This is a genomic window from Nisaea nitritireducens (genome assembly GCF_014904795.1).
Classification (GTDB): domain Bacteria; phylum Pseudomonadota; class Alphaproteobacteria; order Thalassobaculales; family Thalassobaculaceae; genus Nisaea; species Nisaea nitritireducens.
Genome location: NZ_JACZFS010000031.1, coordinates 116,206 through 130,952 on the forward strand (window position 1 = coordinate 116,206; position 14,747 = coordinate 130,952).

Here is a 14,747-nt window from a genome sequence, read left to right on the forward strand (position 1 = left end):
TCCCCGTTCGGCTGTCTTAGCTGTCGGCAACGCAGGTCTGGCGCTGTACGCCGAGACCGTCGATACCGAGTTCGACCACATCGCCGGCCTTCAGATATTTCGGGTCCGGCTTGAAACCCATGCCGACGCCTGGCGGGGTGCCGGTCGGGATCACGTCGCCCGGCTCCAGGGTGAAGAACTGGCTGAGATAATGCACCAGGAAGGCCGGGCCATAGACCATGGTGTTGGTGTTGCCATCCTGCCGTGTCTCGCCATTGACCTTTGCCCAGATGCCAAGCGCCTGCGGGTTCGGGATCTCGTCCTTTGTCACCATCCACGGGCCGGTCGGGCCGAACGTGTCGCAACTCTTGCCCTTGGTCCACTGGCCGGAACGCTCCGCCTGGAACTCACGCTCGGAGACGTCGTTCACCACACAGAAACCGGCGACATAATCCAGCGCATCGGCTTCGGAGACATATTTCGCCTTCTTGCCAATGACGATGCCCAGCTCAACCTCGTAATCCAGCTTCTTCGAGCCGCGTGGCACGACAGTGTCGTCGTTCGGACCACAGATCGCGGAGGTCGCCTTCATGAAGATGATTGGCTCCGGCGGCACGTCCATGCCAGACTCGGCGGCGTGATCGCTGTAGTTCAGACCGACGCAGATCATCTTGCCGACCTTGCCAACGCAGGCGCCGAGACGCGGGTCACCGGCAACAACGGGCAGAGACGCGATGTCCGCCGCCTTGATTTTCGCCAGACCCTCGGGGCTGAGCGCCGCGCCGTCGATATCGCCGACAATGCCGGAGAGATCGCGGATCTTCCCGTCGGTATCCAGAATCCCCGGCTTTTCGGCACCCGGCGCGCCATACCGCAACAGCTTCATGAGGGTCGTCCCTTCCCTTAGGTTTCTCATTTGGTGGCGGCGAGGGTTACAATCGGTCAAAGCCAAGTCAAGGGACAGATTAACCCGTGGAGGAAATGCGAATGACTGAGAACGGGCTTATCGCAATCGACTGGGGAACCACCTGGCTGCGGGCCTACAAAATGTCCGCGAGTGGCGAAGTTCTGGACACCCGCCATCCGCAGGCAGGCATCCGTAATCTGATGCGCGGAGAGCACGAGAGAATCTTCAAAGGAGTAACGGCGGACTGGCTGGGAGACGATCCGGACAACGCTCCGTTTATCGTCCTCAGCGGCATGATCAGCAGCCGGCAAGGTTGGGTGGAGTCTCCATATGCTCCATGTCCGGCCGATCCCCGCAGTCTGGCGTCGCTCGCCGTTCAACACCGGACAGAGACCGGGCACCGTATCTGGTTCGCGCCAGGTCTCTGCACGACGATTGGCGGACGGTATGACGTCATTCGTGGTGAAGAGATGCATATTCTCGGTGCGCTGGATAAAATCGGCCCCGGCAGACACATCGTCTGTTTACCGGGAACCCACAGCAAATGGGCCGTTATCGAGGACGGCGTCATCCTCGACTTCAGAACCTACATGACAGGAGAGCTTTTCGAAGCGACACGCCGGCACACCATCATCGGGAAAATGATGGAGCACGACGCCTGGTTCGATTCAGGTTTTGACTTGGGACTGGAGGCCGCCGACGCGGATCGGGGGCTGCTTGGTGAGCTTTTCTCGATCAGATCGCGCACGCTGCTGGATTCCCTGCCGGTGGAACAAAGCGAATCCTATCTGTCCGGACTTCTCATCGGCACCGAAATCCTCGAAGCCCGCCGGTTTCACGACATCGGGGAAGAGGTCTGCATTATAGGCAACCCTGCTCTCTCCGAACTCTATGTGCGTGCCAATACCCACCATGGTATACGCTCGCTCCAACTCGCGGAGACTATGGCTGCGCAGGGAATGTTCCTGTTAGCGAAGAGTCTTCAGGAACGCATGTGAGTGCGGAGCGACGAAGGGACGGGTATGACACCGAATGTCACCTTTCTCGGCATCGGGCGGATGGGTCTTTGCATGGCCACCAACATCGCCCGCGCCGGATTTCCACTGACGGTCTGGAACCGGACCTCTGGCAAGACCGACTCACTTGTCACCCACCACGCCACGATTGCTGAAAGCGCCGCGGAAGCGGTCACCGGGGCGGATATCGTCTGCACCAGTGTCACCGACGCGAACGCCGTACGGGAGATCCTGTTCGAACATGGCGTAGCCGATGCCATGAAGCCGGGCACGATTTTCTGCGACATGAGTTCCATCGCGCCCCAGGCCGAACAGGAATTCGATACCGCCCTGACCAAGCTCGGCATCCGTCATCTCGATGCGCCGGTTTCCGGCGGCACCCAAGGCGCCGAACTCGGCAGCCTTGCCATTATGGTCGGCGGCGAGAAAGATACCTTTGTCGAGGCGACCCCCGTGCTGGCCTCCATGGGACGCCCTTTCCGGGTCGGTCCCTGCGGCGCCGGACAGCTTACCAAGCTCTGCAACCAGGTGATCGTCGCCATCTCCATCGCCGGACTTTCCGAAGCGATGCTGCTGGCCGAGGCCGGCGGCGCCAATCCCGAGTCGGTACGCGACGCCCTGCGCGGCGGTTTCGCCGAAAGCCGCGTCCTGCAGGAACATGGCAACCGCATCATCGAGCGGAACTGGGGCCCGGGCGCCCAAATCAGCAATACGCTGAAGGACCTGGACACCGTGCTCCGCACCGCCAAGGAATGCGGCCTCGACCTGCCGTTTCTCAATCTCGCCCGCGATCTCTACAGCTCACTCAGCGCCCGCGGGCTTGCCGAGTACGACCAGACAGCCCTGCTGCTTGAGCTGGAGCACCGCAACGCGCCGCACCGGGTCGGCGACAAGCCGGACAGCGGTCCGGGCGCGTAGGCGCTACCAAGCTCACTGAACGACCGTCATCCCTGCGTGCGCAGGGATGACGGGTTAGGGGTGGCGACAGGCGGATATCCTACGGGATCGCCTTCCGGGCCCGAAATTCGTCGAACAGTTCGATGAACATTTCCTGCGACCGCACATAGTCGTTGAAGCCCGCCATGCGGATTTTCAGGGTGTCGGTCATCACATCCCAGTCGGTGCCGAAAACGTAGTCCGCGAAGGGCCACGCCGCGATATCGGCATAGGGCGTGTGCATCAAACCGTCGCGCTCCACGATCCGCTCCCAGAGCGGTGCCTTGTCTGCCATGAACTCGGTGAGCGGAATGGTCTGCACGTCCCCAAGGTCCATCTCGAAAAATTCGGCAAAACGGGGCCAGACATTCTTCCAGCGGAAGAAATCGCCGTTGGTGATGTTGAACACCTCGTTCTGCGCGCTGCCTGCCGTTGCCGCCCAGACCATCGAGCGCGCCAGCAGGGCCGAGTCCGTAACCTGATAGACAGCCTCATAGGCACCCGGCTTGCCGGGGAAGCGCAGCGGCAGGCCGAGCTCCTTCGAGATCGTCGCGTAGACGGCGATGCAGGTGGTGATGTTCATCGGATTGCCGACGGCAAAGCCGCAGACTGTGTGCGGGCGAAGAGCGGACCAGGTCCAGCGCTGTCCTTCCTGGGCCGCGCGCAGCCAGCTTTCCTGAGTGTGGTAGAAATTCGGCAGCATGTGCGGCGGATCTTCTTCCCGCGCCGGGGTCCGGAAGGGCCCGAGATGGCTGCCATAGATCTTGTTACCTTCCATCAACTGGACATGCTCAAGCACGGGAGAGACCGCCGCCACAGGCTCCACCGTGTTGACCAGCATGGCGAGATTTGGAGCGTCATGCTCCGCCCATGTCGGCCGGGCCTGGAAGGCTGTGTAGAAAACATGCGTGACGTCCGTCAGGTGTGCGAGCTTTGCTTCCGCGTCCGCACGGTCAAGCAGATCGACAGAAATGTAGGTCGCCTTGCTTGGAAAATCCGGGGCCCGGCGGCTCAGGCCGACAATGTCCCACCCGCCAGTTTCCTCGAGATGCTGGATCAGCCGGCGCCCGATAACCCCGAGCGCGCCGACCACCAATGCTTTCTTCCTGGCCATGCCTTCCTCCCCAATATTTTTGCGGGCAGTGTGAGAGGCATACCTTCCGGCGTCAACGCGGCAGGACTCCGGAAATAAAGAAACGGGAGAGAACATGCCTCTCCCGCCGAAAAATGATTAATGCTGGCACTATTGCGCGACCATCTCCTGCGGCAGCGGCGTATCCGCGCTGCTGACTGGGAGCACCGGGTATTCGACCCTCGGCTGCTCGCCCGTCAGGCTTTGCAGGAATTTGGTGATCAGATCGATCTCCGGGGCGCTCAGTTTCTCGCCCAACTGGCTTTCGCCCATAACGGCGACAGCCTGACGCAGATCCCAGACAATACCGGAATGGAAATACGGCGCCGTCAGCGCGATGTTACGCAAAGGCCCTGCCCGGAAGACGTAACTGTCATCCGCCGTCTGGGTCACCTGGAAGCGGCCCTGATCGCCCGGCGGCAAAATGTCGGCGCCCGGCTTCTCCATGACACCGAACGGGAAATACCCCTCGCCGCCGATATTCACCCCGGCATGACATCCGGCGCAGCCTTTTTCCATAAAGAGCGCGAGCCCCTTCTTCTCATCCTCCGTCAGCACCTTCTCATTGCCTTCGAGGTACTGATCGAAGCGGGAAGCAGGGGTGATCAGCGTCGCCTCGAACGCCTCAATCGCCTTCGCCATGTTGTCAAACGTCACTGGCGCGTCTTCGCCAGGGAAAGCGCGCGCAAACCGCTCACGATATTCCGGCATGCTTTTCAACGTCGTTTCGACGGCCGCAGGTTTGTTGTTCATCTCGACACCGGCCTGGATCGGCCCCTTGGCCTGCGCCTTCAAATCCTCCGCCCGGCCATCCCAGAACTGGGCAACGTTGAAGACCGCGTTCAGCACCGTCGGCGCATTGCGTGGCCCCTTGGCCCAGCCGTGCCCGATCGAGGTCTCGAGATTATCGTCACCGCCCATGCCGAGATTGTGGCAGGTGTTGCAGCTGATCAGATGGCTTGAGGAAAGCCGCGGTTCGAAGAAGAGCATCTTGCCGAGCTCTACCTTCTCATGCGTAACCGCGTTGTCCCGCACCGCAGGCACCACCGACGGAATCGGCTCGAAGTAACTCCGCGCCTCTTCCAGCAATTCGTCCGCCCGGGCCAAGGACGGCCCCGCAATCAATGCCAATGTGAGCAGGCTGGCGACGGAACGAGCGCGCCATTTTGTCCCAAACATATCGTCTGTCCTTTCCGGTTGTCGTTGGGCCGCCGGATGGCGGTCCCGATAGACGTTTGAAAAGGCTCAGTATTGTTATTGTTTTATGAGCCAGCACATTTTTTAGAATAATTCTAAAAAATACGCATTGATCTGCCTCAATGGCCTGAATTTTCTTCAGGAAATTTTTGAATGCTCGATCATCGCCTGGGCTGCGGCAATACGCGCCACCGGCAGACGGTTCGGTGCGCAGGAGACATAATCAAGCCCGATGGAGTGGCAAAAGCGGACTGTCTTTGCGTCCCCGCCATGTTCTCCGCAAATACCGATCAGCAATTCCGGGTTTTCCGTCCGGCCGCGTTCCGTTGCGATCCGCACCAGCTCGCCCACGCCCTCGATATCGAGGGTAACGAAGGGATCGAGATCGACCACCGAATTGTTCATGTATGTGGTCAGGAAGGCATCGGCGTCATCCCGCGACATACCGAAGACGGTGCGTGTCAGATCGTCGGTACCAAAGCTGAAAAAGTCCGCACTCTTGGCGATCTCGCCCGCACGCAAGGCCGCACGGGGCAGCTCGATCAGGGTGCCAACCCTGTAGGTGATGGTGCAGCCGGTTTCCTGCTCGACCTCGGCGGCCACCCGGTCGACGATGACCCGGACGAAATCGAACTCCCGCTTGCCGACAACCAGCGGTACGGTGATTTCCAGCGTCACCGTATCGCCGAATTCCTTCAGCACATCGCTCGCCGCGACGAACATGGCGCGGACCTGCATGTCGGTGATTTCCGGATAGGAAATCGCCAGCCGGCACCCGCGATGACCGAGCACCGGCACGATCTGGCGCACCGCCGCGACCCGTTTGCGCACCGCCTCGACCGGCAGGCCGAGGGCCTCCGCCGTCTCCTGATACTCCGCGTCGCTTTCCGGCAAGACCTCGTCGAGCGGCGGGTCGAGCAGGCGTACCGCCACCGGGAAGCCGCGCAGCTCGCGAAACAGCTTGGTGAAATCGGCGCGCTGCAGCGGGAACAACCGGTCGAGCGACGGCCGCCGCTCTTTCTCGTTCCGGGCCAGGGTCAGCTCCCGCACGGTCATGATCCGGGACGGTGCGAAGAAGGTATGCTCCGTACTGACCAGCCCGATACCGTCCGCCCCGAAAGCGTGAGCGGCCCGTGCATCCTCCATGGTCTCGACATTGGCGCGGACGTCGAGATGCCGTATCTCGTCAGCCCAGGAGACAAGGGTCTTCAGATCTTCCGGAAGCTGCGGCTCGATTGTCGGAATGCGGCCGAGATAGATACCGCCGCCAGTGCCGTCGAGAGTGATTTCGTCGCCGTCGCGCACGGTCACATCGCCCACGGTGAAGCAGGTACCCGCCGCATCGATCCGGACCGTGCTGGCACCGCAAATACAGGGGCGTCCCATGCCGCGCGCGACCACAGCCGCATGGCTGGTCAGGCCGCCCCGCGCGGTGACGATACCGACCGCCGCATGCATACCGTGAATGTCGTTCGGGCTGGTTTCCTTGCGGACCAGGATCACGTCCTCGCCGTCGCGTGACCGGCGGATGGCGTCGTCCGGGTCGAACACGGCGATGCCACTGGCCGCCCCGGGCGATGCCGGCAGGCCACGGGCAATCGGCTCCGCCCCGGCAGAGGGATCGACGGACGGATAAAGCAAGCTGTCGAGATCGTCCGGATTGACCCGCATGACCGCATCCCGGCGCGAGATCAGCCCCTCCCGTTCCATGTCGACGGCGATCTTCAGCCCAGCCTCGACCGTTCGTTTGGCGGACCGGGTCTGCAGCAGGAACAACTCCCCGTCCTCGGCCGTGAATTCGATGTCCTGCACGTCACCATAGTGACGCTCCAGGCGATCGCAGAGGGTCTGCAGCTTGTCGAACAGGCCGGGCGCATGGGCGGAAAGCGCCTCTGCATCTTCCGCCGCGCCATGCATTGCACTTTCCACAAGCGGCAGCGGCGTACGCAGCCCGGCCACCACATCCTCGCCCTGGGCATTCGGCAGATATTCGCCGTAGGGCTCTTTCACTCCGGTGGAGGGATTGCGGGTGAAGGCAACGCCGGTGACACTCTCCTGGCCAAGATTGCCAAACACCATGGCCTGCACGGTGACGGCGGTACCGGTTTCGTCCGGAATATCGTGCAGGGAGCGGTAGATCACCGCACGCTGGTTGTTCCAGGACCGAATGACCCCGCCGATGGCCCCCCAGAGCTGTTCGAAAGGATCTTCCGGGAAGCGCTCACCGGACTCGTCCTCGACGATCTGCTTGAAGCGTACCGCCATCTCGGCAAAGGCATCGGCGGTAAGGTCGCGATCGAAATCCGCGCCGTGGTCTTCCTTGATCTCGTCGGCGGCCTCCTCGAACAGGAAACCGTCCACGTCGAGCACGACTTCGCCATACATGTTGATGAAGCGGCGGTAGCAATCGTAAGCGAAGCGGCGGTCATCGGATTTCCGGGCCAGCCCCTCGACCACGGCATCGTTGAGGCCGAGATTGAGTACCGTATCCATCATCCCGGGCATCGATGCGGCACCGCCGGAGCGCACGGAGACGAGCAGCGGGTTTTCCGGATCGCCAAACCGGGCGCCCCGTGCTTTTTCCAGCTGCGCGAGCCCTTCCCGGACCGACGCGTCCAGCGTCTCCGGGAAAGTGCCGTCATGGCTGTGATAATAACCGCAGACATCGGTGGTGATGGTGAAACCGGGCGGCACGGGCAGCCCGATCGCACTCATTTCCGCGAGATTGGCGCCCTTGGAGCCAAGCAGACCTTCCATACCGGCGGAGCCTTCTGCCGCTCCCCCGCCGAATGTGTAGATCCACTTCTCCATCGCGCCGCCGTCAGGCCTCTATCTTCGAGAAATCCGCGATCCTGTGCGCAGCCGACCCAACCCGCGCCAACAGCGCAAGGCGGTTCCGGCGCACCGCCGGATCATCGACATTGACCGTCACCTTGTCGAAGAAGGCATCGACCGGTCCGCGCAGCCCTGCGAGAGCCGCCATGGCCGCTTCGAAATCCTCACCGGCAAGCGCCTTGTCGGCTCCATCTTCGGCCACAATCAGGGCTTGTGAAAGCGCCTTCTCCTCGTCCTGCGCAAGCAGAGCTTCGTCGGTGGCGCCGTCATGGGTCGCGCCGTCCTTCTTTTCCTCCGCCCGCACAATGTTGCCCGCCCGGCGAACGCCCGCCAGAAGGTTGGCGCCGTCATCGGTGGAAAGCACGGACTGCAGCGCAGTGACCCGGGCAAGCAGGCGGACCAGATCGTCCTCGCCGCCAAGCGCGAATACTGCGGACACCAGATCGTGCCGCACACCGCCTTCGCGCAAATGGACCTTCAGACGGTCCGCAAAGAAATCGAGAAGACCATCCGGCGCACCAAGCCCCGGATAGAGCCCGGCAGCCTTCGTAAAAGCATCGCCCAGCGGCAGCCGCAGCTTGTTCTCGACGATCAGACGGATGACCCCGAGCGCTGCACGGCGCAGGGCGAACGGATCCTTGGAGCCGGTTGGTTTTTCATCGATGGCAAAGAACCCGGCAAGCGTATCCAGCTTGTCCGCGAGCGCGACAGCGATGCTCTCAGGCGCGGTCGGGCACCGGTCGTTCGGCCCCTGCGGCGCGTAATGATCGGCGATGGCATCGGCCACTTCCGGCGCCTCGCCATCATGCAATGCGTAATAGCGGCCCATGATGCCCTGCAGCTCCGGAAACTCGCCAACCATTTCGGTGACAAGGTCCGCCTTGCAGAGCGTCGCCGCGCGCTTCGCCTTGCCGGCATCGGCACCCGGCACATACGCCGCGAGCCATTCCGCCAGCGCTTCCAGCCGCCCGGCCTTGTCGGCGACAGTGCCAAGCTTCTGGTAGAACAGGATATCGGACAGTTTGCCTGTCCGGCTTTCCAGCTTCACCGCCCGGTCCTGATCCCAGAAGAATTTTGCGTCCGACAGGCGGGCCCGCAGAACCTTCTCGTTCCCGGCCCGGATGGTCGCATCCCGCTCCGGGTCCGCCGCCATGTTGGAGACGGTGATAAAGCGGCTGGCAAGGGTGCCGTCGGCATGCTCGGCGGAGAAATATTTCTGGTGGCTGCGCATGGAAGTCACCAGCGCTTCCGCCGGCACGTCCATGAAGGCATCGTCGATCCGGCCCATGATCGGCACCGGCCATTCGACCAGCCCGCAAACCTCTTCCAGCAGACCCTGATCCGGCTTCACCGTCAAATTCTCGGCCTTGGCGAGCGCGGCCGCGCCTTCCTCGATGATGCGCTTGCGCTCTTCCCGGTCGATAATGACGAAAGCCGCACGCAGCTTCGCCTGATAATCCGCGAAATCGCTGACCGTAATAGCATCGGGCGCGAGGAAACGGTGCCCGCGCGTCTGGTTCGTGAAAGTCAGCGCGCCGCCGCCGAGATCGACAGCACCATCCAGCGTCTCACCGCCGAACACCGCCAGCACACCATGCATCGGGCGCACCCAGCGGAAGGCGTGACGGCCCCAGCGCATGCTTTTCGGCCAGGCCAGTTCCTTCACCGCCTCGGCAAGAATGCCCGGCAGCACGGCACGGGTTTCCGCGCCCTTGGTTTCGACCACGGCATAGAGGAACGTGCCTTTCGGCGTTTCCCGCTTCTCGCACTGGTCCAGCGTCAGGCCGACGGACCCGAGGAAACCCGCGAGGGCTTTCTCCGGCGCATCGGCTTTCGGGCCACGGCGTTCCTCGCTGGTATCCGGCTGCTTGTCCGGCAGACCGTCGATCACGGCGATCAGGCGGCGCGGCGTGACATGCGCGGTGGCGGAGCTGAATTCGAGACCGGCTTTCTTCAGCTTCTGGGTCAGCAGGGACAGCAGGTCGTCCGCCGCCTTCTTCTGCATGCGGGCCGGAATTTCCTCACTGAAGAGTTCGACGAGCAACTCAGACATTGGTCGCCTCCGTGCTCTCGGCCTTACCGGCCTCGACCCACCGCTCGCAACAGCGCTTTGCCAGCGCCCGCACCCGGCCGATATAGGCCTGCCGTTCGGTCACGCTGATCACCCCGCGCGCATCCAGAAGGTTGAAGGTATGGCTGGCCTTCATGCACTGGTCATATGCCGGCAGCGGCAACGGCCGCTCGTCGGAGAGAATGCGTTCGCACTCGGCTTCGGCGTCCTTGAAGTGCTGGAACAGGGCATCCGTTCCGGCGATCTCGAAGTTCCAGGTGGAGAATTCACGCTCGGCCTGCTGGAAGATATCGGCGTAGGTCTTGCCGCCCTCTTCCTTCGGCACGCCGTCCCAGTCGAGCTCGAAGATCGAATCGACGCCCTGGATGTAGGTCGCGATACGCTCCAGCCCGTAGGTCAGCTCCAGCGGAACCGGATCGCAATCGATGCCGCCGACCTGCTGGAAGTAGGTGTACTGGGAGATTTCCATACCGTCGCACCAGATCTCCCAGCCAAGCCCCCAGGCGCCCAGCGTCGGGCTTTCCCAGTCATCCTCGACAAAGCGGATATCGTGCTTCATCGGGTCGAGGCCGATGGCTTTCAGGGAGCCGAGATAAAGCTCCTGGCTGTCCGCCGGAGAAGGTTTGATCAGCGCCTGGAACTGGTAATAGTGCTGCAGCCGGTTCGGGTTCTCGCCATAACGGCCATCCGTCGGACGGCGCGAAGGCTGGACGTAGGCCGCCTTCCAGATATCGTCCGGACCGAGCGAACGCAGGGTCGTCGCCGGGTGGAACGTACCCGCGCCGACTTCCATGTCATAAGGCTGCAGGATCACGCATCCCTTGCTCGCCCAATAGCTCTGCAAGGTGAGAATGAGAGACTGAAAATCCGTCCGCGGCGCGGATTCGGCCGAACTCGACATCGGGTATGGCTCGCTTGCTCGAAAGTTTTGCAGTGCGGCAACGTAATGGAACGGTCATGGCCCGGGCAAGCGGTGATTCCATGGGACAAATCGACGGAACGAATCGGCCTTCGGCCCGGGTTCGCGAACGACACGTCCGTCAGTTTTGTCCGCTGGCTTTCCGAGCTTCTTCAATCCGGGCCTCAAGCCACGGTTTGGCCGCCTCATAGCTGTCGAACTCTCGCCACGGGACGCCCGCTTCTTCATAGAGACCGCCGATCTGCGCGCTGGTGATCAGGCGGTGTGACGAGCGAGAAAGATTAAGTGCCGCCGCGCACATTCCATGCCTGCAGCGCTCGGCAATACTCTCCTTGAGACGCGCGACAGCATCATGGGTCAGGATCACAGCGGGATCGTAATCCGAATAGATGGCGAAGGGAGCGCCGGAAAACTGGCCGATCAGGAGCGCGAGTTCCTTTACGTAATCCTCGATTGTTTCCTGGTTAGCGGCGCCGAGTGCGGAATTCTTGATGATGTTGCCGTCCAGCTCGAGACTGTACTCACCATGTGGCGCGAATAAAGGCACGATAAGCAGTTCTCCAACACTCCACCGGCATGAGAGCCGGCATCAGGACTTCAGCCGGTCAAGCGCCCAGACCATCGCCGCATCATCGTCGGCCGCCTCGTGCCACTGCACCCCGATGGCATCGAGAACCCGCGTTACCTGCGCGCGCACCAGAGTTTTGAACTCGGCCTCGTTATCGAAATAAAAGGCAACACCGGCCCATCCGCGGGCGACCCGGCCGACGGCGCTCGTAATCCAGGCGTCCTCGGCCTCGGGGGTCATCATCATGCCGCCATTGAAGTTGCAGACCATGGCGTAAGGGCTGCCTCTGAAGCCTTCCACAATCTCATTGGTACGCCCGTTGTGGAGGCGCAGCATCTCAAGATTGACGAAGCCGGACGCCGCAACACGGATCACCCGGTCCTGGTCCGGATCCAGCCAGATCTCGTAATTACCGTGCGGGGCATAATCGGGCACGTGCGTTACCCGCTGACTTTTTCGATACGGTAACGGGTATGCGCGTCATCGACGCTTTCCCAGGCCCGTTTCTGCCATTCGGCCTTCGCGTCCTCGTAGGATGTGAAAGGCCCGACCCGGTTCTCGGGAGAGCCATCCACCGTCTCGCTGAAATCCGTCGACTTGTAGGTTCCGCCGACAACCCAGAACTGCTCCGAGCCATCGTCCCAGATCCGGTAGCGGGTGTGGGCGTCGTCCACATGCTCCCAGGCCAGCTTTCCCCAAACGGATTTCGCCGTTTCATAGTCCGGGAAAGGACCGATCTTGGTCTCTGCGTCACCGCCTTTGATATGCGTGAAGGAAGTGTCCGTGTACTCGCCGCCGATTACCCAAAAGGCCATGACAAAACTCCGTGCCATATTTGTGAGTCCGGTATACCGCGACAGGCCAGCGCTATCAATCGCAGTGCACCATACTCCCGACGCGTGCCCGCTGGACTCTCCGACGCTCGCCGCTGGTCGCGGCCCTGCCTCCCGGTTATATCTGACCACGCGTCTGCAGGACGCATCGAACCGACGGAGTGCTTTCATGCCCTTTTCTTCCCTGCGCGACTTCATGGCCCAGCTTGAAAGCAAGGGGCGCCTCGTCCGGGTCAGCGAGCCGGTCTCGCCGGTTCTGGAGATGACGGAGATCCAGACTCGCTTGCTGGCTGAGGGTGGCCCGGCGGTGCTGTTCGAGAATGTCGTCGGACCGGACGGGGAAAAGTACGGCATGCCCGCGCTGGCCAATCTGTTCGGCACGGTGGAACGGGTCGCCTGGGGTATGGACCGGGAGCCGGACCAGCTCCGCGAGGTGGGCGAGACCCTGGCCTTCCTCCGCCAGCCGGAACCGCCAGGCGGATGGCGAGAAGCGCTGGACATGTTGCCGCTGCTGAAAACCGTGATGGCGATGAAGCCGCGCACGGTCGGCTACGGTCCCTGCCAGGATGTGATCATGGAAGGAGACGACATCGATCTCTCCCGCCTGCCGATCCAGAGCTGCTGGCCGGGTGAGCCCGCGCCACTGATCACCTGGCCGCTGGTGGTCACGAAAGGGCCTGGCAAGCGCAAGGAAGACGATTTCAATCTCGGCATCTACCGCATGCAGGTGCTGGGCAAGAACAAGACCCTGATGCGCTGGCTGAAACATCGCGGCGGCGCCCAGCATTATCAGCGCTGGAAGAACGAGAAGCCGGAGCCGCTGCCCGCTGCCGTGGTGATCGGCGCCGACCCGGGCACGATCCTCGCCGCCGTGACGCCGGTGCCGGATACACTCAGCGAGTACCAGTTCGCGGGGCTCCTGCGCGGCAAGAAGGTCGATCTGGTCGATTGCAAGACGGTGCCGCTGAAGGTGCCTGCCGAAGCCGAAATCGTCATCGAAGGCTATGTCTCACTCGAAGAGTATGGCGACGAGGGTCCCTATGGCGACCACACCGGCTACTACAATTCGGTCGAGAAGTTCCCGGTCTTCAACGTCTCCGCCATTACCATGCGGCGCGACCCGATTTACCTGACCACCTTCACCGGCCGCCCACCGGACGAGCCGTCGGTGCTCGGCGAGGGATTGAACGAGGTCTTCATCCCGCTGATCCAGCAGCAATTCCCAGAGATCGTGGATTTCTGGCTGCCGCCGGAAGGCTGCTCCTACCGGATCGCGGTCATCTCCATGAAGAAGGCTTATCCGGGCCATGCCAAGCGGGTGATGATGGGCGCATGGTCCTATCTCAGGCAGTTCATGTACACGAAATGGCTGATCATCGTTGACGACGACATCAACGCCCGCGACTGGAAGGATGTCATGTGGGCAATCTCGACCCGGATGGACCCGGTCCGGGACGTGACGATGATCGAGAACACGCCGATCGACTATCTCGATTTCGCCAGCCCGGAATCCGGTCTCGGCGGCAAGATCGGTCTCGACGCCACCAACAAATGGCCACCCGAGACCAAGCGGGAATGGGGCGAGGAAATCCGGATGGACCAGGACATCATCGATCTGGTCGACCGGAAATGGTCCTCGCTCGGACTGCCGGGCAGCGGCAAACCGATCTGGAAATAGTCCGGCACTCTACTTCGCCGGATAGTCCCGCTCGATCCGCGCATTGTCCCAGGCGTCCAGCGCCGCGTCGACTTCAAGCATGGCGTTTAGGAAGCCGGTGCGGCAGGCGGCGATATCGTCTGTTTGGTGCCCTTCCTCCGCCTGCTCGACCCAGCAGTCGAACTGGGCCTGGGCACGGGCAGAGGCATGCGGCGCCAGAATCCGGGAATCCCGGTCAAAGGCGGAAATCAACCGGTCCCGGGACGATTGCAGTGCCGGACGCTGAGCCTCGCCGAGTTGCCAATCGGCGAGATCCTCCGGCGGCACGGTTTCGCCCCGGGCGGATGCGAGGGTCTTTTCGGCAAAATGCTCGGCATCGATCCAGTCCGCCATATCGTCCGCCTCATAAAGCGCGAAGCGGCGGTATTCGGCGGCAAGGCTGTGCTCGAACCCGTCACGGGCATCTGCCTGGTTGCGGACGGCGGCAACGCCGTCATAGAGCTGGAACATCTGGGCGGCGGCCGGTCCGGCAGCGGCCGGGATCAGCATGGCAGAGACGGCAAAAGCTGTGAGAATCCGTTTCATCGGTTCCTCCTTCTCAACAGTGGGGTGAGCATGGTTTAGCGACCGGCTTTGACGGGAACAGGACGTGTTTCGCCACATTCGAACCGCAATCCCGGACCTCCAAACCGCAGAA

General features: G+C 62.2%; 13 protein-coding genes. 3 read left to right on the top strand and 10 right to left on the bottom strand.

Going from position 1 to position 14,747, the window contains the following annotated elements; all coding sequences use genetic code 11:
* Positions 1-16: 16 nt before the first annotated feature.
* Entirely contained in the window at positions 17-865 is an 849-nt protein-coding gene (locus IG629_RS11365) for a fumarylacetoacetate hydrolase family protein (protein ID WP_193172063.1), read from the bottom strand.
* A 101-nt stretch (positions 866-966) separates the two neighbouring features.
* On the opposite strand from IG629_RS11365, the gene IG629_RS11370 reads away from it, so the two are divergent.
* Together IG629_RS11370 and IG629_RS11375 are read left to right on the top strand one after the other, a co-directional pair.
* Entirely contained in the window at positions 967-1,884 is a 918-nt protein-coding gene (locus IG629_RS11370; RefSeq protein ID WP_193172064.1) for a 2-dehydro-3-deoxygalactonokinase, read from the top strand.
* Positions 1,885-1,908: 24 nt separating this feature from the next.
* Entirely contained in the window at positions 1,909-2,820 is a 912-nt protein-coding gene (locus IG629_RS11375) for an NAD(P)-dependent oxidoreductase (RefSeq protein ID WP_193172065.1), read from the top strand.
* Positions 2,821-2,899: 79 nt separating this feature from the next.
* On the opposite strand, the gene IG629_RS11380 is transcribed toward IG629_RS11375, so the two are convergent.
* The 8 genes from IG629_RS11380 to IG629_RS11415 form a co-directional block, all read right to left on the bottom strand.
* Positions 2,900-3,952, bottom strand: a complete 1,053-nt coding sequence (locus tag IG629_RS11380; protein ID WP_193172066.1) for an SDR family oxidoreductase — start codon at positions 3,950-3,952, stop codon at positions 2,900-2,902.
* 129 nt (positions 3,953-4,081) lie between these two features.
* Entirely contained in the window at positions 4,082-5,149 is a 1,068-nt protein-coding gene (locus IG629_RS11385; protein WP_193172067.1) for a cytochrome-c peroxidase, read from the bottom strand.
* Between the two features lie 156 nt (positions 5,150-5,305).
* Entirely contained in the window at positions 5,306-7,978 is a 2,673-nt protein-coding gene (gene ppdK / locus IG629_RS11390) for a pyruvate, phosphate dikinase (protein ID WP_193172068.1), read from the bottom strand.
* A 10-nt stretch (positions 7,979-7,988) separates the two neighbouring features.
* On the bottom strand, positions 7,989-10,055 hold the full coding sequence (glyS, locus tag IG629_RS11395; RefSeq protein WP_193172069.1) for a glycine--tRNA ligase subunit beta: 2,067 nt from the start codon (positions 10,053-10,055) through the stop codon (positions 7,989-7,991).
* Entirely contained in the window at positions 10,048-10,974 is a 927-nt protein-coding gene (locus IG629_RS11400) for a glycine--tRNA ligase subunit alpha (protein WP_193172070.1), read from the bottom strand. Before IG629_RS11400 ends, glyS begins: the two co-directional genes overlap by 8 nt.
* 139 nt (positions 10,975-11,113) lie before the next feature.
* Positions 11,114-11,539, bottom strand: coding sequence for a hypothetical protein (locus IG629_RS11405; RefSeq protein WP_193172071.1), 426 nt, complete (start codon positions 11,537-11,539; stop codon positions 11,114-11,116).
* Positions 11,540-11,581: 42 nt separating this feature from the next.
* Positions 11,582-11,995 (bottom strand): hypothetical protein, encoded by a 414-nt coding sequence (locus IG629_RS11410; RefSeq protein ID WP_193172072.1) that lies wholly within the window; start codon positions 11,993-11,995, stop codon positions 11,582-11,584.
* 5 nt (positions 11,996-12,000) lie between these two features.
* Positions 12,001-12,375, bottom strand: coding sequence for a DUF4170 domain-containing protein (locus tag IG629_RS11415; protein WP_193172073.1), 375 nt, complete (start codon positions 12,373-12,375; stop codon positions 12,001-12,003).
* Between the two features lie 187 nt (positions 12,376-12,562).
* Here IG629_RS11415 and IG629_RS11420 point away from each other — a divergent pair, with 187 nt between their 5' ends.
* A complete protein-coding gene (locus IG629_RS11420; RefSeq protein ID WP_193172074.1) occupies positions 12,563-14,071 on the top strand; it encodes a UbiD family decarboxylase in 1,509 nt (502 codons plus the stop codon).
* A 9-nt stretch (positions 14,072-14,080) separates the two neighbouring features.
* On the opposite strand, the gene IG629_RS11425 is transcribed toward IG629_RS11420, so the two are convergent.
* A complete protein-coding gene (locus IG629_RS11425; RefSeq protein WP_193172075.1) occupies positions 14,081-14,635 on the bottom strand; it encodes a hypothetical protein in 555 nt (184 codons plus the stop codon).
* Positions 14,636-14,747: the final 112 nt, after the last annotated feature.